The organism is Planotetraspora sp. GP83 (genome assembly GCF_041262585.1).
Classification (GTDB): Bacteria; Actinomycetota; Actinomycetes; order Streptosporangiales; family Streptosporangiaceae; genus JAOEGB01.
This window is the reverse complement of record NZ_JBGCBZ010000002.1, coordinates 124,078-142,357: the sequence shown is the minus strand read 5'-3', so window position 1 is coordinate 142,357 and position 18,280 is coordinate 124,078. Positions and strand designations below refer to the sequence as shown.

General features: G+C 70.2%; 17 protein-coding genes. 7 read left to right on the top strand and 10 right to left on the bottom strand.

What is annotated here, in order from left to right:
- Nucleotides 1-124 precede the first annotated feature (124 nt).
- On the top strand, nucleotides 125-517 hold the full coding sequence (locus ABH927_RS03335; RefSeq protein WP_370017943.1) for a PPOX class F420-dependent oxidoreductase: 393 nt from the start codon (nucleotides 125-127) through the stop codon (nucleotides 515-517).
- A gap of 885 nt (nucleotides 518-1,402) precedes the next feature.
- A complete protein-coding gene (locus ABH927_RS03330) occupies nucleotides 1,403-1,993 on the top strand; it encodes a LuxR C-terminal-related transcriptional regulator (RefSeq protein ID WP_370017942.1) in 591 nt (196 codons plus the stop codon).
- A 327-nt stretch (nucleotides 1,994-2,320) separates the two neighbouring features.
- Here the strand turns inward: ABH927_RS03330 and ABH927_RS03325 are convergent, their stop codons facing one another.
- Nucleotides 2,321-3,202 (bottom strand): inositol monophosphatase, encoded by an 882-nt coding sequence (locus tag ABH927_RS03325; RefSeq protein WP_370017941.1) that lies wholly within the window; start codon nucleotides 3,200-3,202, stop codon nucleotides 2,321-2,323.
- A 394-nt stretch (nucleotides 3,203-3,596) separates the two neighbouring features.
- Here ABH927_RS03325 and ABH927_RS03320 point away from each other — a divergent pair, with 394 nt between their 5' ends.
- From ABH927_RS03320 to ABH927_RS03305, 4 genes are read left to right on the top strand one after another with little or no spacing between them, the layout of a single operon-like run.
- Nucleotides 3,597-3,842, top strand: a complete 246-nt coding sequence (locus tag ABH927_RS03320) for an acyl carrier protein (RefSeq protein ID WP_370017940.1) — start codon at nucleotides 3,597-3,599, stop codon at nucleotides 3,840-3,842.
- A 40-nt stretch (nucleotides 3,843-3,882) separates the two neighbouring features.
- On the top strand, nucleotides 3,883-4,716 hold the full coding sequence (locus ABH927_RS03315) for a hypothetical protein (RefSeq protein WP_370017939.1): 834 nt from the start codon (nucleotides 3,883-3,885) through the stop codon (nucleotides 4,714-4,716).
- Nucleotides 4,709-5,911, top strand: coding sequence for a beta-ketoacyl synthase N-terminal-like domain-containing protein (locus ABH927_RS03310; protein ID WP_370017938.1), 1,203 nt, complete (start codon nucleotides 4,709-4,711; stop codon nucleotides 5,909-5,911). The genes ABH927_RS03315 and ABH927_RS03310 overlap by 8 nt, the downstream gene beginning before the upstream one ends.
- A complete protein-coding gene (locus tag ABH927_RS03305; protein ID WP_370017937.1) occupies nucleotides 5,904-6,782 on the top strand; it encodes an enoyl-CoA hydratase/isomerase family protein in 879 nt (292 codons plus the stop codon). Before ABH927_RS03310 ends, ABH927_RS03305 begins: the two co-directional genes overlap by 8 nt.
- A 246-nt stretch (nucleotides 6,783-7,028) precedes the next feature.
- On the opposite strand, the gene ABH927_RS03300 is transcribed toward ABH927_RS03305, so the two are convergent.
- From ABH927_RS03300 to ABH927_RS03280, 5 genes are read right to left on the bottom strand one after another with little or no spacing between them, the layout of a single operon-like run.
- Nucleotides 7,029-8,159, bottom strand: a complete 1,131-nt coding sequence (locus ABH927_RS03300) for an aminoacyl--tRNA ligase-related protein (RefSeq protein WP_370017936.1) — start codon at nucleotides 8,157-8,159, stop codon at nucleotides 7,029-7,031.
- Nucleotides 8,156-9,652 (bottom strand): condensation domain-containing protein, encoded by a 1,497-nt coding sequence (locus tag ABH927_RS03295; protein WP_370017935.1) that lies wholly within the window; start codon nucleotides 9,650-9,652, stop codon nucleotides 8,156-8,158. The genes ABH927_RS03300 and ABH927_RS03295 overlap by 4 nt, the downstream gene beginning before the upstream one ends.
- A gap of 33 nt (nucleotides 9,653-9,685) precedes the next feature.
- On the bottom strand, nucleotides 9,686-11,050 hold the full coding sequence (locus tag ABH927_RS03290; RefSeq protein WP_370017934.1) for an MATE family efflux transporter: 1,365 nt from the start codon (nucleotides 11,048-11,050) through the stop codon (nucleotides 9,686-9,688).
- Complete coding sequence (locus tag ABH927_RS03285) at nucleotides 11,047-11,934, bottom strand: hypothetical protein (RefSeq protein WP_370017933.1); 888 nt, start codon at nucleotides 11,932-11,934, stop codon at nucleotides 11,047-11,049. Before ABH927_RS03285 ends, ABH927_RS03290 begins: the two co-directional genes overlap by 4 nt.
- 58 nt (nucleotides 11,935-11,992) lie before the next feature.
- Nucleotides 11,993-12,925: a 3-oxoacyl-[acyl-carrier-protein] synthase III C-terminal domain-containing protein gene (locus tag ABH927_RS03280; RefSeq protein ID WP_370017932.1), complete on the bottom strand. Its 933-nt coding sequence runs from the start codon at nucleotides 12,923-12,925 to the stop codon at nucleotides 11,993-11,995.
- Between the two features lie 286 nt (nucleotides 12,926-13,211).
- Here ABH927_RS03280 and ABH927_RS03275 point away from each other — a divergent pair, with 286 nt between their 5' ends.
- Nucleotides 13,212-13,484 carry a phosphopantetheine-binding protein gene (locus tag ABH927_RS03275; protein WP_370017931.1) on the top strand — a complete coding sequence of 91 codons (273 nt, stop codon included), beginning with the start codon at nucleotides 13,212-13,214 and terminating at the stop codon, nucleotides 13,482-13,484.
- A 74-nt stretch (nucleotides 13,485-13,558) separates the two neighbouring features.
- Here the strand turns inward: ABH927_RS03275 and ABH927_RS03270 are convergent, their stop codons facing one another.
- From ABH927_RS03270 to ABH927_RS03255, 4 genes are read right to left on the bottom strand one after another with little or no spacing between them, the layout of a single operon-like run.
- Entirely contained in the window at nucleotides 13,559-14,539 is a 981-nt protein-coding gene (locus ABH927_RS03270; protein ID WP_370017930.1) for a hypothetical protein, read from the bottom strand.
- Entirely contained in the window at nucleotides 14,536-15,762 is a 1,227-nt protein-coding gene (locus ABH927_RS03265; RefSeq protein ID WP_370017929.1) for a hypothetical protein, read from the bottom strand. The genes ABH927_RS03270 and ABH927_RS03265 overlap by 4 nt, the downstream gene beginning before the upstream one ends.
- A complete protein-coding gene (locus ABH927_RS03260; RefSeq protein ID WP_370017928.1) occupies nucleotides 15,759-16,790 on the bottom strand; it encodes a Gfo/Idh/MocA family protein in 1,032 nt (343 codons plus the stop codon). Before ABH927_RS03260 ends, ABH927_RS03265 begins: the two co-directional genes overlap by 4 nt.
- Nucleotides 16,787-18,151 (bottom strand): aspartate aminotransferase family protein, encoded by a 1,365-nt coding sequence (locus ABH927_RS03255; RefSeq protein ID WP_370017927.1) that lies wholly within the window; start codon nucleotides 18,149-18,151, stop codon nucleotides 16,787-16,789. The genes ABH927_RS03260 and ABH927_RS03255 overlap by 4 nt, the downstream gene beginning before the upstream one ends.
- Nucleotides 18,152-18,280: the final 129 nt, after the last annotated feature.

The following is an 18,280-nucleotide window of genomic DNA, read 5'->3' as shown; positions in this document are numbered from 1 at the left end:
TTCGAAGGGGGAGAAGTCAAAGTGTCCTGCCGGGTCCGGCGATGAAGCCGTCCAGGGTGCTCACCGGATCTGCCCGCGAGGCCGGCCCCCGGCCCATGGACAACCAGCGAGCTGAGAGAACGCCGTGGAACTCACCGAAGAACTGATCGCCCTGCTGCGCCAGCCGAGTATCTGCTACCTCGCCACGTTGATGTCCGACGGTTCGCCCCAGGTGACCCAGACCTGGGTGGACACCGATGGCGAGCATGTCCTCATCAACAGCGTGCAGAGCCACGTGAAGACCCGGAACATCGAGCGAGACCCGCGCGTGGCGGTCGCCATATCGCACCCGGACAATCCTTCGCGTTACTTCCAGGTGCGCGGCCGGGTGGTCGACGTGACCACCAAGGGCGCGGTGGACCATATCGAGATGCTCGCCCAGAAATACCTGGGCAAGCCGTACCCCTGGTACGGCGGGCGCGACCAGGTGCGCGTCATCTTCGTCATCAAGCCCGAGAAGATCAGCGGCGTGGGGTGACACCCCCCGCACCCGTGCGTATGGACCCCACGGACGTGACGCCCGGGAGGGTTGAACGCGGGCGGCTGAACCGACACGTTCCAAATGCTGGGAGGCGTGCGCATGGACCCACAGCAGGACATCGTGATGCCGCCAAGCGGTCCGGCTATATTCATGTAGCTGAATTCCCAGATAGAGACGGGTGCGTACGGCCTGGCAGTAAATGGGGCGGCTCACTGCACCCTTGACTGCTCCGCTGGCGCGCCGGTAGCCTCCACCGCATCGATAGGAAGCCTTACTTACTAACAGCTGCCATTCGCTAGCGGGCTGTGATGTACACGATCTGGCTGTCCTTGAGGGGGGCCGTTGCGGGAAGAGTTTCTCGGCGAGCCGATTTGGCTTTGCGACGGACGTGCCGGAGTTGCACTCCGGTGGTCACAATGGCGCGGCGGGCGCGACCTGACGGTCGAAGGCACTTCATTTACTCGATGCCCTGCGAGAACGGGACTTCGCGAGCCTGTTCTGGCGGCCAGGGCATCTCGATGACCGGCCACGCGGCCTTCCACGACGTGATCGTGCGGCACGCGTGGTGATTGTCACCGTTGGGCGGCTCGTCACCGGAGCGCCTGCGGAAAGGCTCCTGACCCCTTCGGGCATCCGCGTGTCGGCCGGAGGCTCGATCATTCGACACTGCAGGCTGGCGCCTGGCGCCGGCTTCGTCACCCGGCCGGTCTCCGCGCCGGCCGAAGGAGCCTACCCATCGATGCAAAGAAAAGCACGGAGGAAATAGTGGACCTCCCCATTGTTCATGTCGTGGTGTTCATCAATGACGAGTTGTTACGCCTAGGTTTACAGACGTTGCTTCCGACGCTTTCTCTCGCCATCAAGGCGGAATACCCCGGCGATGTGCGTGAGCTGCATCGGGTGCTGGAGCATACGCAGGCCGACGTGGTCCTGTCGACACCGGACAGCATGGCCGACGTCGACCTCACGGCGAACAGGCCGGACGGGCGGGACGGACAGGACGGGCGGGACGGGCGGGACGGGCGGGACGGCGCCGTCCCGAGGACGTTGCTGCTGATCGACGAACATGAGGTCTCGGTCGGGTTCGACGTCGCCGCGAGCCCTGCCGACGGCTATCTCATCCGGCAGAAGCTGAAGGCCGACGCCCTTGAGCGGGCTCTGGTGCAGCTCGCGTCGGGAGAGATGCCGCTCCCGGCTGATCTCGGGCGGATGCTGATCGGCCGCGGCCGTGGACGGGGTACGGCTCTCGCGCTCGGCTCCGCGCGGCTCACCTTCCGGGAGCAGGAGGCGCTGGCCCATCTCGCCCACGGGCTGAGCAACCGGCAGATCGCCACCCGCATGAGGATCTCCGAGCATGGCGCGAAGCGCCTGGTGAGCAGCCTGCTGCTGAAGCTCGGTGCGACCAACCGCACGGCCGCCGTGGTCACGGCCATCAAGTACGGACTCGTGGAGGGCACCGCTCCGAGCAACTGACCGCTCCGAGCACTAGAGAGCGACTGGAGAGCCGGTCAGGTAACCCGTCGCCGTGATCATGCAGGGTTTCCCGGGAAGCTCGGGGACGTGGGGTTTCCCGGATCGTGATCATGCATGGATTCCGCCGTACGCGGTCTGATCAGTGCCGACACCGTTTGTGATCATGCGGTGTCCATCCGTCGGGCGCACTCTCGTCATGCATGGTCACGCCGCACAAAGCGCCAGGCAGGACGGTGCGTGCGGGAACATGTGCATGATCACGCGGCAAGGGCGGGGCGGAAGGGGCCCACACCTTCTTCCCTTACTTGACCGGGGCTCTTGAGAGCACTAGTGCGTGCCGAGGGCCGGGAGTCCGCTCATCTCCCGCACCAGCAGGCGGCCGAGCGCGTCACACGACGGGAGCCAGGCAACGAAGCCTCCCGGCGCCCCCGGCCGCCGGGGACCCGGGAACTCGGTGAACCGTCCGCCGGCCGCCGTCACCAGGACCCGCCCCGCCGCGATGTCCCAGGGGAACACGTCGGCGTTGGCCGCCACGTCGGCGCGTCCGGCGGCGACATAGGCCAACGCCAGTGCGGAGCTGCCGATCCGGCGCACGTCCGCCGCATCCAGCATCCGGCAGAAGAGGTTCAGCTCGGCGCTGTCGGCCGTACCAGCCGTGGGGATGTCGGTCAGCAGCATCGGCAGGCGGCCCCCGGCCGGATCGGCCACCATGTCATCCGCCACCGTGTCATCCGCCACCGTGTCATCCGCCACCGTGTCATCTGCCGGACCGTGGCCGGCGGGAACGGACAGCGGTGCGCCGTTCAGTCGTAGCCCGTGGGCATCGGCGCTGAACAGCTCGTCGCGGACCGGGTCGTACACGCAGCCGCCGATCGGGACGCCCGCCCGCTGAATCCCGATGGAGACGCAGAAGAGCGGGATGCCACGGGCGAAGTTGTGGGTGCCGTCGATCGGATCGACGTACCACGTCAGGTCTCCGGCGCCACTCGCCCCGTCTTCCTCGCCGACGACGACGCTGCCGGGGAAGGCGTCGGCCAGATCCCGCCTGATCATCTTCTCCGCCGCGGCGTCGCACTCGGTGACCAGGTCGTATCGGCCGCTCTTCGTGCCCACGTGGAAAGGCCGTGAGAAGGAGTCGGCGAGATAGGCTCCCGCGCGCCGGCATGCCCTCGCCGCGACCTCGACCAGCTCATCAGCGCGCTCGTCCACGGCGGTCATTATAGGAAGACGCTCACCGGGACGGTGGTCGTCCCGCGTCACTCATGCCAGGGGGTCGGTCAGCGGCGCGGTCACTCAGGCGTCCACCGCCATCCCTGGCATCGCCCTGTACGGGCCGCTCGAAGCACAACCCCACTCCGTCGATGCCACGACGGCCGAGACCCGCGCCTGATCGAGATCGGACAGGGCGGTTCGGGTATGCCCTTTGGGCCGCACGTCTGTGCTTGGCCGCCGAGCCGACGCGCCTGAATACTCCCTTGTGAGGGGCAGTGACGAGTTGCGGTCAGTGCGACGTCCCGCCTGCGCGGATCGTCGGACCAGCGCAGGACAGTGCCGTCGCGCGGATGCCTGGCCGTCCTCGTGCGATGAACAAGGGAAAGGCGCCGTGAATACAGCCGTTCACCCGAAGATCGCCGCCATCCTGCGGCGGATCGGTCAGCTCCCGGAGTCCACCGAGATCACCCCCGGCCAGAAGTTGCAGGACGACCTGGGCATCGACTCTCTCAAGCTCATCGATGTGGTGGTCAACGTCGAGGAGGAGTTGGGCGTTGTCCTGGACGACGAAGATATCCACGGGTTCGGGACTGTGGGCGATATCGACAGATATGTCGCTGGATTGACCGATAGCTAGGCCGTTCGGCGGCGACGACAAGAGTCGCGTGGGGAGTCGCGTGTTTCAGTTCAACCTGAGCAGTGTCGCGTTGCTGGCCATGGAGGACCCCGATCAGCCGGATGTCGACCCCGAGAAGTTGCCGGGGGATCTCTGGGATGTCGTCGGCACGGGTGGAGACCAGTTCCGCGACTGGTTCACCCGGTTGTGCCTGTACATGGTGCTGAGCGGAGGGGACCCGTCCCGGCCGCGCACCCACGACACCGTGGTGATCGGCACGGAGTACGGCAACACCGCCGCGGTCGCCAAGCTCCAGCGCGACGCGGCCGAGCAGGGCCGCCGCCTGTCCGCTCAGGCCTTCCCGCAAGCCCACAGCAGTTCGGCGTCCGCGTCCGTCAGCCTGACGCTCGGCGCGACCGGGCGGAGTGTCACGCTCAACGCGGGTCAGCTGACTCCGGTGTTGTCGCTGTGGCAGGTGCTCTCCGCCTTCGCGAACGGCGGATCGAGCACGGGCCATCTCCTCGTCGGTGACGTGTACTCGCCGGAGACGCTCCTCGACGCGCGGCACGACGGCGGGGACCTTCGCTGCCGATCGGGCGTGGCGCATGGCGTGCTCACCGCGGGCGACGAGCTCACGGCCAGATTCGAGTTCACCGCGGACGAGGAGAGCACGGCCCGTCCTGGCGGATACGCGTGGCTACGCGACGGTGACGAGTCTCCGCTCGGCGACGCTGGCGACGCTCCGGCGGAGCGCAACGGCGCCTTCGTGACCGCGGAGTTCCTCCGCCTGGTGCGCGGCCTGCGACCGGCGCAGAGTGCCGTGCTCCGCTGCCTGGGCACGGACGGGCGTCGTGCCGCGGTCACCGTGTCCCGGAAGGACGAAAGCGATGGATGAGCGGATCTTCGTCACCGGGCTCGGCATGATCTCTCCGGCGGGTGCCGGTGTGGCGCCGTTCTGGGCTGATCTGTGCGCCGCGCGGCGCAGGTTCGAGGAGCTGACCCCGCTCTACGCGGGCATGAAGCCGGGCGTCCTCGGTGGCCGGGTGCCGGAGGCGGCGCGTACGGCGGCGCTGGAGCGGATCAGCGAGACGACCCGGGCGCGGCCCCGCGCCGCCTCGGTCTTCGCCGAGTACGCCGCCTTGGAGGCGATCGCGGACGCCGGGCTGACGCCGGGTGACCCCGCGCTGCGGAACGCGGTGGTCTGCGTCGGCACCAACGACGGCCAGGCCGACGTCCTGGAGGACCTGGTCGCCGGGCGGAAGGACGTCGCCGGCACCGGCGGATTCTCCAGCTACTCCATCGCGGACGGCGTGGCCCGCGCGGTGGGCGCGAACGGACCGGTCTTCACCCTGCACAACACCTGCGCCTCGTCGAACGTGGCGCTGTCCTGCGCGCTGGAGATGCTGCGGGCCGGTGTCGCGGACACAGCGGTGGTCGGCGGCTGCGACGCGTACTCGGAGAAGAACATCATCGGCTTCAGCAGCCTCCACGCCATCGGCCCCGTGGGCTGCCAGCCGTTCAGCCGCGGTCGTCGTTTCGTCACGCCGTCGGAGGGCGCGGGCATCCTGGTTCTGCGGACCGGACGCGCCGCCGCCGGCGGCCGCCGGCCGTACGCCGAGCTGTTGACCGTGGCCGTGAACAACGACGCACGCCATCTCACCGCGCCGGACCCCGAGGGTGTGGTGGACTGCCATCGGCGTGCCCTGGAGCAGTGCGGACTCAAGGCGGACGACATCGACGCCGTCTTCGCGCACGGCACGGGCAGCCGGGCCAACGACAGCACCGAAGGCGCGATCTTCGCCGAGACGTACCCGCGCGCCGCCATCACGGCGATCAAGGGCACCGTCGGCCACCTGATGGGCGGGGCCGGCGCGGCGGGGGCGGTCGCGGCCTGTCTGGCGCTGGAAGAGCGGCTGGTGCCGCCGACCGCGGTCGATCCCGGCGATGTCGAACTCGACATCGATCTGGTCACCGGCGCGCCCCGTGCCGTACCGGAGCTGCGTTACGTGCAGAACAACGCGTTCGGGTTCGGCGGATACAACGCCATCGCCATCTTCGGCGCGGCCTCCCAAGGGGCCGGCGATGGCTGACACCCTGGCCGGCGACGCGGCGCCGGAGGCAGCCCAGGTCAACGCGGCGTCCGAGGCAGCCCAGACAAGCGCTGTGCCGGAGGCTCTGTCCGCGGCGACGTCGCCGGTACGGCTGGCCTTCGACGGGCCGCTCGCCGTCCTCACGCTGAACAAGCCGCCCGCGAATCTGTTCGACACCGCCATGCTGCGAGCGTTTTCCGAGGCGGTGGGCTGGCTGGCCGCCAACTCCCCGCGCGGCCTGCTGGTACGCGCTGACGGGCGTGTCGTCAGCGCGGGCCTGGACGTCGAGATCTTCAACGAGGTTCCGCCTGACGAGGCCCTGGCGTTCTGGTCGGCCCACCTCGGCATCGTGCAGACGCTGGAGAGGCTGCCCTGTCCGACCGTGTTCGCGGCGCACTCCCTCACCCTCACCGCCGCCTTCGAGATCGCTCTCGCCTGCGATCTCATCGTCGCGACGCGGTCCGCGCGATTCGGGCTGGTCGAGCGGAAGGTCGCCTTCACGCCTGCGATGGGCGGCACCCAGCGCCTGGCCCAGCGCGCCGGCGTCTCCCGCGCCTGCGAGCTCGTGATGACCGGTGATGTGTATCGGGGCGAGACACTCGCCGAGTGGGGTGTCGTCAATGCTCTCTTCCCGGCGGACTCCTTCCACGGAGACGCGCACGCCTACGCGATGCGGCTGGCCACCGGCCCGACTCGGGCCCACGCGGCGACGAAACAGATCCTGCGTGGTTTCCAATCCGGCGGTGTGGCGAGATCGGATGAAATGCTCCCGAAGGTGGCGGCCGACCTGGTGCGGACGCGGGACCACCGTCGCGCCGTCGCCGCCTTCATCGAGCACGGGCCGGACCACACCACCAGGTACGACGGCTAGGCCAAACTTTCGGCGTGATCATGCACATGTTCCCGTACGCACCGTCCTGCCTGGCGCTTTGTGCAGCGTGATCATGTATGACGAGGGTGTGCCCGACGGGGCGGACACCGCATGATCACGAACAGTGCCGGTCCTGATCAGACCGCGTACGGCGGAATCCATGCATGATCACGATCCGGGGAACCGCACGTCCCCGAGCTTTCCGGGAGACCCTGCATGATCACGGCGACGCTGCGGGCGGGAGGTTCAGGGGCAGACTTCCAGGATCGGCTTCGGCCACCCCCGACGGTCGGTGCCGAAGACCTCCAGGGTCAGCTCCACCCAGCGGTCAACGCCGAAGGCGACACATCCCGAATGCACGGCCCCCGCGTCCGTGCCCTGAATGTCGAACTGCCGGCACAGCGCGTCGCGGACGTTGTTGAACGACGCGATGGCCGACTCGGCCCCGCCCGGCCGGAACGCGACCAGCTCGTACTTGGTCTGGGCCAGCAGCTGGTGCTGGCGCATGGCCGAATCCTCCACGTAGTAGAACGGGTCGGTGGCGGTCTCGACCCGCCCGTACAGGCCCAGCTCACAGTAGAGCTGCCACACCTGCTCCAGCAGCGTGCCGCGCAGCGACTCCACCTCGTCGGCGGGGCCGAAGAAGACGATCTCTCGCATCGTGAACGACGGCAGCCGGAAGTCGTTCAGCCGCCAGGTGGCCTCGTGCCGGAAGCAGTCGCCCTCGACGGTCACGACGGTGAGCCCGCCATCGGAGCGGGTGCCGGAGAACTCGTCGTAGATGTGGAAGCACAGGGCCGGGTTGAGCATGTAGCGGCTGGGCCGGCGCACCTCGTCCAGAGTGGCACTGCCGTCCCGAAGCCCGGCCAGCAGCGGCCGATGGTGGGGGAGCTCGTCCACCAGGTAGGCGTTCTGCGGAAACAGCTTCACGTATTGGCAGCGCTCCATCACCCGGAGGTCGATCAGCGCGGGACAGCGTCGTTCCTCCGCCCCGGCGGCATGAGCGAGGTTCAGGAAGATCGTGTCGAAGGCCCGGTGGAGCACAGGCCGCGCGGCGGCGGCCCCGTCTAGGGAAGGGCCCGGCGATGGGGTGAGGGGAGGCGGCCCTGCGTGCTGTCGATCCGGCCGCCGCTCGCGGACGACCACCGGATCGCTCACCCGCGCCGCCATCGTCTCTCGGGTCAGCTCCGCCACGATCCGGCCGATCTCCTCGCCGGCCAGGCGACCGTCGTGCGACAGCGCGAGCACGGGCGGCGTGCCGGGTGACGCGAGGACCTCGAGCGCGCTGATCCCTTCCACGCTGTAGGCGAGCCGGTCGGCGATGGCCCGCACCTGCGCCGGGGAGAGCTGTTCGGGCAGGTCGAGGTGGACGGTCATGACGGGACCTCCGCTTCCGCGTTGGTGGTGTCGGAGTTGGGGGTGTCGGACAAGCCGGTGTCGGACAAGCCGGTGTCGGACAAGCCGGCGACCGGAGGTATGGCCGACGGCTGGACGTCGGCGAGGACGCCGGTGGCGAGAGCCACCAAGAGTGCCTCCACCCGGCGCAGGAACTCCTCCGCGGCGGCCGGCGGGATGGTCCGGGTGTCCACCAGCAGGCTCATTCTGATCAGCTCGGTCGACTCGGCCGTGTCGAAGGTGGTGAAGAAGAAGTCGACGTTGTCCCGGTCGTATCGGTCCACCCACTGGAACCGGGAGTCGGCGACGGCGGCGCGGACGGCGTCCGGATCCCCGGCGCCATCCGCCTGCTGGAAGGCCGACCAGGTGTCGTTGAAGAAGCAGTCGAGGTCGAGCTCCACGCCCCGGGCCTTCGCTACCTCGTCGATGACCTCGTCGATGCGCTTGGGGTCGCACCGGCCGTACCGGTGGGCGGCGGTCGAGGCCGCCCAGGAGGCTCGCACCAGTGAGCCGAAGGAGTCCTGATCGACCGGCAGCGTGATGAGGACCTCCTGCGTCGGCGTGCTCACGACGTATCGGGCCTCGGGCAGCTCCCGGTTGTCGACGATCAGCCGCAGCGCGCAGCGGTCGAGGCCCGTCGAGCCGGCGAGGAGCGCGGCGACGGCGGCCAGCAGGACGCTCGACGGCCCGCTCCGGTAGCGAGGCGCCAGGACCCGCAGCGCCAGCGGCACGGCACGGGAGATCCGCTCGCCACGCCAGAACCGGGGAGTCTGGCCGGCTCTCGTGCCGCGGTGGGGGAACATGCTCGGCGGGGCCGTCGTGAGGTGGCGGCGCCAGTGTTCCACCGCCCGCTCGCAGAGCCGCTCACCCGCGGGCGACGCCTCCAGCGCCGCCTGGTCGACCGGTTGGCGGGCGGGCCGCGGAGGGGGCGCCGCCGTACCCGCGATGGCCGCTTCCACCAGCGCGGTCAGCTCCGCGACCAGCAGTCGCTGAGCGGCGTGGTCGGCCGCCAGATGCGAGGTGCACACCACCACCGTGGACGCGCCGCCTGCGACGTGGCGGACCAGGAAGCGGACCGGGATCTCCCGCGCGGTGTCGAACCCCTGGCGGCTCCACCGCGCGCGGAAGTCCTCGAACACCGCGTCGGGGACGTCGCCTCCGTCCCGCAGCACGTCGACGTCGACCTGTCCGGCCGCCAGCACGCGCTGCTCCGGCAGGCCGTTCGGGTCGGGCGAGAAGAGCGTGCGCAGCGACTCGTGGCGGCTCACCAGCTCACCGATCTGCGCCGTGATCTGGGCGAGGGAGGCGCCGGCGGGCATCGGGACGCCCAGCGAGATGTCGAAGAACGCGATGTCCGGAAGCATCCACCGCATGTCGTTCCACACCTGCTCCTGGGCCCATGTCAGGGGCGCCGTGGCGGTGCGTTCGCCGTGGAAGGCGACGGTGTGCCGGATCGCGGTGGACGGGTGATCCATGCGTGCTCCTACCTGAGTGCGAAGGGGACACGGTCATGCGGGCGTGGCGTCCAGCGCCTTCCGGGCACGGTGCCGGATGAGCAGGGCGATGTAGATGTCGATCAGCAACGCGATCGAGTTGAGCACCGCCACTGTCCAGTAAAGGCCCGTCGAGCTGTGCTCCGAACGGGCGAGCCAGCCACCGAGGGCGGTGATGGTGGTGAAGTAGATGAGGTTGAGCGTGGTGGCCAGGGCCCCCATGCCGGTCTGCTCGATGGCGATCAGGGTCAGCAACGAGAGCCCCAGGAAGACGTACGTGGGCCCGACGATGGTCAGGAACCGGGCGGTCTCCGCCTGGATGCCGGGATCGGTCGTGCTGAGCCCGGCGAGCCAGTCGCGGCCCAGCCACATGGCCGCGACCAGCGGCACGTAGACCATCGCGCAGATCCTCAGACCGGACAGGAACGTGTGGCCCAGCTCGGATTCCCGGCCGGCTCCACGCTGCCGGTTCATCAGGATCGCCGTCGCGGAGCCGAGCACGACACCGGGCACCGTGACGAACGTCTGCAGGGTGAGCGCGTTCGCGTACCCGGTCTGCACGAGCGGCCCGAGCGGCCCCAGCATGATCAGCAGCACGAAGTTGCTGACCGAGAGGATGCCGTACGACAGGCCGACCGGCAGGCCCACCGAGGTGAGCCGGCGGAGGGCCTGGCGCACGTGCTTGCGGAGTTCGAGATCGGAGCCGGGCCACAGACCGGCGCGGCGCATCAGGAACAGGCCGAGCGCGCCGCTGATCGCGCCGCCGAGCGCGAACGCGACGGGAATGGCGTTGGCGCCCAGGCCGCCGCCCACGCCGAACACCGCCACGATGCCCAGCTCCAGCACCGCGCCGGTCGTGCTCACCGCCGTGCCCGCCTTCGGGTGGCCCGCGCCGCGCAGGCTCGCCGCGGTGAGGACCGGTATCGCCAGCGCCGGATGGCAGATCCCCGACCAGCGCACCAGCGCCAGGAAGTCATCGCGCGCCCCGGGCCCGACGTGCAGCACGTCCGCCAGGTACGGCGCGGCGACCCAGAGCGCCACCGCCATGATCGTCGCCATCGCCGCCCACAGCACGGCCAGGCCCACGGCCTGCGTCCCGACCTCGTTCTTGCGGCCGGCGCCGAAGCTGATCGCCGCGCCGACCTGGCTGCTGGTGCCGTAGGCGAACTGGATCGCGATGTAGACGAGCTCCAGCGGCCAGTAGAGCGAGCGGACGATCAGGGCGTGGTCGCCGACGGCCCGTCCGAGCATCGACACCATGATGATCGGGGCGACGACGCCGGCCAGCTCGCCGATCGTCATCGGGCCCGCCTGCCGGAGGATCTGGCGGGAGATGGGGGCCGCCGGCGGGTGGCTCTCCGTGGTCTTGGCCACCATCATGAGCCAGCCAGGACGGCCAGGGCGAGGAACTCGTACTCGGGGTCGTACTCCGCGAGCACCACCGGGCGCCCACCGTCGAGCAGCCGGGTCGCGTGCTCGGCCAGCGTCGCCCACGCGCCGGTGCAGCCCAGCCCCGGGCGGGCGCGGAGCACCTCTCCGGCTTCGGCGGGGGCCGGCAGTCCGGCCAGCCCCGCGCCGAGGACAAGTGAGTACGGCGCGGCGCTGGGAAGCAGCTCCTTGACGGCCGCGGCGAGAGCGGCCGGCACGTGCGCCTCCACGATTCCGGTGGCTTGGCGCACCCGCATACCCGCCGGGGCCGCCGACCTGACCAGCGTCAGCGCCACCACGGAGTCCTGATCGACGACGGCCGACGGCGGCACGGGACTCACCGGACGTGTTCCGGCCTGATCCATGATCAGCAGCAGGACTCGCTCCGTCGCGTCCCACCGCGCGTGCGCGCCGGCGAGCCTCAGCGCGGTGAACGGCGCGACGGTTCCCTCATCGGAGACCAGGTACGGCAGGGGCCTGTCGCCCAGCAGTCCAACCAGCTCGGAGGTGGCCGATCGGCGGGCGTCGTAGTCCGGCGTCGAGTAGGCGAGCATGAGCATGTCGGCGCCATCCGTGTCCGGCTGGATGACGGCGGCCCCGAGGTCGGCGTAGGTGTTGCGGTGATCGCCGGCCAGCTCGGTGAACGGGAGGTTCACGCCGTAGAGAGCCAGCATCTCGTCGTAGTGCCGTGTGACGGTCCGCCGGTCGTCCTCCGACGCCTCCCACTCTCCCGGCGGCAACAGGACGTGCCGGCAGGAGCCGAGGCGTAACGGCAGGGTGCTCGGAGCTCCGGGCGGCTCGGCCGGCGAGCCCTCCGGCGGCGGAGTTACGTACACGGCGGTTTCTCCATTCGGTGCGTTCAGCGACGGAAATGCATCGCGGAGTCCGGTACGTTCAGTGACGGAAAACCATCGCCGAGAACGTCCCGCTCAATCCGGCGGCCACCATCATGTAGGCGTCACCCGGGCGAATCCTGCCATCGTCGATCGCCGTGCAGTAATTGATGAACGGATCGGCGCAGGAGCTGTGCCCGGCGACGGCGACGTTGTCGAGGACGACCCGTTTGGCGGGATATCCGATCTGCACGCACAACCGGTGCCACGACATGGTGTTCACCCCGTGCGGCAGGATGACGGCCACGTCGTCGAGGGTCAGCCCGGCGCGCTCCGCGGCCGTGGTGATGACCTCGGCCAGCGCCGCCGGATACGCCTCCTTGTAATTGCTGAACGAACCGGGGGTGCTTTTCCAGAATGAGGCGAATCGCCCATAGGTCTGGCTGGCGTACGACACCATCCGGTCACGCTCGCCGCTCCGGCCGACGAGGACCGCCGCCGACCCCTCACCCATGAACGTGATGTCGCTGATCACCTGCATCCGATGGCTGAAGATCTTTTCGCCGGCGAGGATGAGCGCGAGAGCGTCGGGGTCGTCATCCGAGGCGAGGAGCTTGCCGGCGGCGTCGACCGCCTGCAGCCCGGTGGCACAGCCGTGCGCGGCCAGGGCGAACGCCTGGGCGTGCTCAAGGCCCAGCAGCTCGCGGACCCGCTGGAGGGGATTCATCGGGTACGGCGCGACCTCCGCCACGCCGCGGGCGTAAATGAGGTAACGCACCCGATGCCGCAGGCCGGGCAGCACGTCGAGCGCGGACGCGGCGGCGAGCAGCAGCTCGACCAGGGTGCCTTCGGGTTCGTAACACACCTCGCGGAAGCCGTAGAACCGGCGGAACATCTTGACCTTGTCCGGGGGCAGCTTCATCCGTTCGGCGATCGTCTCGATGGACTTCCGGCCGGGCGGGAGGTAGCCGGCGACGGCATGCAGGACGGTCATGACCCACCATGGGCGGAAGTCGGCATTGGCCACTCCTTGTCGGTCGTCCGTACGCTCGGCGTCGCTACATGAGCCTGTTCATATGGTCTGCACCCAATGGTCTGCATGGTCTGCACCCACCACAGGCAGCATGGCGAGTCCGCCCGAACCGGCCAAAGATCCACGCGGGCGGTCGATGATTCGACCGCCCGGCTATGCCCGAAGGGCTATCCGGGATCGCCTTGATCCCCTGGAAGCGCTCCGCTTAGCGTGGCAGCCATTGAAGGAAGTCGGAAGGGAGCGGACCGTGGGCGACGGTGTCAGAGAAGGGGTCATCGCTTTGCTCCGGGAGTCTCTTCAGGTCGAGCCGGGCGACGACGGCTCGCAGGACCTCAGCGAGCGGGGCATCACCTCGTTCCAGTCGGTGGTGCTGCTGATGGCCCTGGAGGAACGATTCGGCATCACGGTGCCAGACGATGTGCTGATGCTTGAGAACTTCCTCACGGTCGACCGGATCGTCACGCTCGTCGAATCGTTGCGCGACGCGCCTGGGCTGGAGTCGCCGCGAGCGCAGGGCTGAGCGCGCCGGTTCGCCGGCGTCGGGCAGGCCCTCCTTCCCGCCCGTCGCCTGCCAAGCGCGCCTTCCACGTGCCTTTATGTACGGTGTGACGTCCCTGCGGGACTTCCCTCCAGCAAGGCGGCCGCGACCCGGTCCCGGGTCGAACGGTAGGCCGCGTCGAGCTCGTCCAGCGCCGGTCCGGTGGCGTGCGGGCCGAGGAACCGCGGCCGGAGCCTCTCGCGAGCGGGCGCCCGCGTTCCCTCGCCGTCCAGGTCGATGCGCGGCCGGGTCGCCGCCGGTACGGCCAGCGGCTCGCCGGCCACCGTGAGGAGTCGCACGAACGCTCGCGGCGGATCGTCCGGTGTGGCCGACTTCAGCAGGGGGTTGAGCCAGCTCTCGGCCGCGTTGAGGCGCCAGAGCAGTCGCGCGAGCTCACTGGGGTCTTTGCTGAGATCCTTGCTGAGATCTTCACGTGGATCGCCGTCGTCGGGGGCGCGGCCGTGGCCGAGCCGCGCGGCGCGCCAGGCGGCCCGGGTCGTGAACGTGGCGGTGACCGGGCCCGCGCAGGCGCGTGTCGCCAGCACGATCGGCAGCAGCGCGCGGGGCTCCAGTGACTCGCAACTGAGCAGCGTGAGCACGGGGAGCGCCGGGTCGGCCTCCCAGGCCGGGACCAGCCGGAGGGCGCCGGCCGGCGGCGGGGCGGCGTCCATGTCCACTTCCGTGTCCACGTCGGAGCACCAGGGACAGGCGAGCAGCCGGACCGCGACGCCCGGGTCGGGCCCACCGAACGTCGTCGGCGCGGGCACCGGCGGCGTCGGCAGGAACGCCGCCGACGCCTCCCGCCACGCCAGCAACTCCACCATGCGCCGCGTGACACCCACCGCACGGGCGGCCGTCACCGAGTCCGCGACGGGCTCCCCGGCGCCGCTCAGAGGGCTGTTCGGACGGGGGCTGTTCGGACGGGGGCTGTTCGGGGGGCGGCTGTTCGTAGGGGTGTCCGGAGGGCTGCCCAGCGTGGTGCTTTCCGTGGTCGTGTTCTCCGTGGTCGTGCTCTTCGTGGCGTTCGCGTGGCTCATTCGACCCGCTCCAGTGGGTCCCGGGCTCCGGCAGCCACCGCCGCGACGCCGACCTCGGTCAACGCCCGCAGGCCGGCGTCGCCGAGCCGGGCCAGGTCGCTGTCGCGCATGCCGCTCCGGATCCAGGTGACCAGGGCCCGGCGGACAAAGCCGGCTCTGCTCGCGTCGCCTGTGCTCGTGTCGCCCGTGTTGCCGTCGCCCGTGCTCGTGTCGTTTGTTCTCGTGTCGCCTGTGCTCGAATCGGGCGGGTCGTGCTTCGGCAGCCCTCTGGCCACGGCGGCCGCGTCGGCGCCGAGCAGGTAGCCCGCGGCCCACACCTCGACCGCCGGCCACATCTCACCCGCCGGCGGGTCGCCGGCCGTACGGCGGTGCCGGTCGAAAGCGTCGGCGATCCGGTCGGGGTCGGCGCCGACCAGATGACACCAGTCGTGCCAGTACCAGCCGAAGGTGTGCTCCACGGGCTCGCCCCGGTCAGGGCTGAGCAGCCGCAGCAGGCACCGTGAGCCGGTCAGCTCGACCGTGAAGGCACGTGGCCCACGCAGGGCGGCCCGTTCGGTGAGCGCGTGTTCCAGCTCGGCCGCCGACGTCCAGTGGGTCCGCGGCACCGGCCGGTCGCCTTGGAAGAGCGTGGCGTGGAACCGGCCGGGGTGCCCGGCCAACGTTCCGCTCTCGGTGTGGTCGACCAGATGCGGGACCGTGGCGAGCACCGGGCGGCCGAAGCGCCGCAGGAAGGTCAGCACCAGCCAGTCGTCATCGCGGACCTCATCGGGGAACTCGGCGAGGAACGCGGCGAGTTCACGAGCCTGTGCCGCTGGGAGCACCAGGCCGAGCGTGGGTGTCCACTCGCGGGCGGAGAGCGGAGCCAGGGGCGCTCCAAGGACGGTAGCCAGGCGGACCAGGTAGGAGTTCTGCCCTGTGTGCCAACTGGTGTAGAGCGTCAGTGCCCGGTCCGGGCGCCGAGCCAGCACTTCCAGTAGTTGCGCGGCGAACTCGTCGGCCAGCCGTACATCGTCCTGGAGCACCAGATGGTGGGTGGCGTCCTCGCCCACGGCCGCCCACGCGACCTTGGCCGTGCGCAGCGGACTGGGGAAGTCGCCGGGCCGGGGGTCGAGCACCACACGCGGGGCCAGGCGAGCACAGGACGACAGCAGGGTGTCGAGCAACGCGGCCCGAGCCGGATGGTGCATGACCACCGTGCTCAGCCGTACCGGCGTGGCGGTCACCGCATCCTCAGCGGCCGGCCCGCATCGGCCGCCGAAGTGTAGGCGGCCTCGATGATCCGGGCGGTCGACAGAATCTGGTCAAGCGGGTCCGACCACCGGCCGGGCTGTTCGACGTGCCGGATGAAGTCGGCGAAAAGCTCCGGGAACCACTCCTCGTGCGTGCCGCTGGCCGTGGGCGAGCGCAAGGTCCCCCGCTCGACGCCGGCGGCGGTCTCCACGACGAAGGTGTCGTCGTCGATGAGCACGGAACCGTTGCCCCCGACGACCGAGTAGCGGTTGCGGCGCTCGTCGCAGGCCCAGCTCAGCTCGATCTCACAGGTGCCGCCGGCGAAGTCGAGCCGGGCGGAGACGGACTCCTCGACGCTCCGGCCGTCGTCGTCGTCGGAGGAGGCGGTGGCCGGGCCGGGCCCGGTGGTGCAGGCCACCTGCTCGGGCTGGCCTCCCAGAAGCCGGGTGGCCATGTAGACGCAGTGGGTGCCGTGGTCGAGCAGGATGCCGCCGCCGGCCACGCCGCGGTCGCGCCGCCAGTCGGGCTGCCATCCGGGCGTCCCGACGGCGTGGGTGGTGCGCCGGATCTCGAAGCGAGCCTTGAGCGGCCGGTCGAGCCAGCCGTCGGCGGCCTGGGTGAGCACCTTCATCATCGGGGAGTAGACGTAGTTGTACACGGGATAGAGCAGCCGTCCGGTGCGGCGTGAGCAGCCCACCATGCGCTCGGTCTCGCGGACGTCCAGGCCCACCGGCTTCTCGCACAGCACGTGGCAGCCGGCCGACATCGCCTGTTCCGCGAGGGGTGCGTGGAATGCCGGTGGTGCGCAGATGTCGACCACATCGACCGCAGCGAGTGCGGCCCCGTCGAGCGCGTCCGCGAGGGTGGGCAGTGTGCGCAGCCGGGGGTCCAGCGCGGAGGCCTGGGCGCGACGCTCGGCCGACGGGTCGACGACGGCCACCACCTCGGCCTGCGGCACCTGCCGGTAGGCGGTCAGGCGGGCGGCTCCGGCGACTCCGAAGCCGACGATGGCGACTCTCACAACCGGCCGCCGGCGGTCTGCTCCGCACCGGCCGATGGGCCGGGCAGCGCGGCGAGGGTGCGCCGGATGATCTCGACGGCCTCGTGGGCCTGCGTCTCCTCGATGTTCAGCGGCGGATACAGGCGCAGCGTGTTGCCGCCGGTCATCACCAGCACGCCGGCTTCCAGCAGCGCCATGAACGCCTGCCGGACCACCGCCGTGGAGACCGGTTGCCGGCTCTCCTTGTCCTCGACGAGCTCGATGCCGATCGCGAGACCGGCGCCTCGCACATCACCCACCAGGGGGGCCTCCTCGGCCAGCGGCGCGAGCGCGGCGAGCAGGTCCTTGCCGAGCCGTTCGGCCCGCTCCACGAGGCCGTCGCGCTCGATCACCGAGACCGTCGTCGCGACGGCCCGGCAGGCCATGGGGAAGGCGCCGAAGCTGGACGAGCTGGCACTGGGTTCGCTGAACGGGCCCGAGGCCATGGTCTCGGCGGAGGCGATGACCCCGGTCACCGGGTAGCCCGCGCCCATTCCCTTGCCGACCGTGACGATGTCCGGCTCGACCCCGTCATGCTGGAACGCGAACGGCGCGCCGGTGCGGCCGAAGCCCGTCATCATCTCGTCCACGATGAGCAGCGCGTCGAACTCGTCGGCGAGCGAGGCCAGGGCGGTCAGGTATCCGGGCGGCGGCACGACATTGCCCGACCGTCCCTGCACCGGTTCGACGACGATCGCGGCGAGCGCCCCGGTGGACTGCTGCTTGACGACCTCCCTGGCGTGATCGACGCAGGCGAACCCGCACCCCGGATGGCGGAGCTTGAACGGACACCGGTAGCAGTTGGCGTACGGCGCGCTCATGAACCCGCCCGGCAGCGGCCCCAGGTCCTTCCGCGCTCCCGCGGTCATGGCCAGGCTGCCCAGGGTCTTTCCGTGGAAGCCGCCCCAGAACGACAGCACCTCGTACTTGCCGGTGGCGGACTTCGCCAGGCGCAGCGCGGCCTCGACCGACTCGCTGCCGCCGCTGTAGAGCTGGATCCGGTCCAGCCCCTCGGGCAGGAAGTCGCGCAGCACCTGGGCCATGTCGAGGCGTGCCCGCGACCCGAAGGCGCCCGCGGTCCAGGTCCGCAACTGCTCGGTCATCGCGGCGACGAGGGTCGGTTCGGCGTGTCCGATGGAGTTGACCCCACCGGCGCCCTGCAGGTCCAGCACCTCGTTGCCGTCGAGATCGGACAGGACCGCGCCGTGCGCCTCGGCCACACAGAACTGGGACCAGAGCATGACCGCCTGTAAGCCGGGGCCGATCACCTCCTGCTCCTCGGCCCAGTGACGATGCGTCTCCTGCGGCGGGCCGGACAGACCCCACCGGGGACTCCGCGCCATTACACGCTCCATTCGGTAACCGTCACTGCCCGACGCAAGGAGTATTCAGGCGCGCCGGCTCGGCGGCCAAGCGCCGAAGTGCGCCCGAAAGGCATAGTCGAACCGCCCCCTCCCTATCGCGATAGCCGC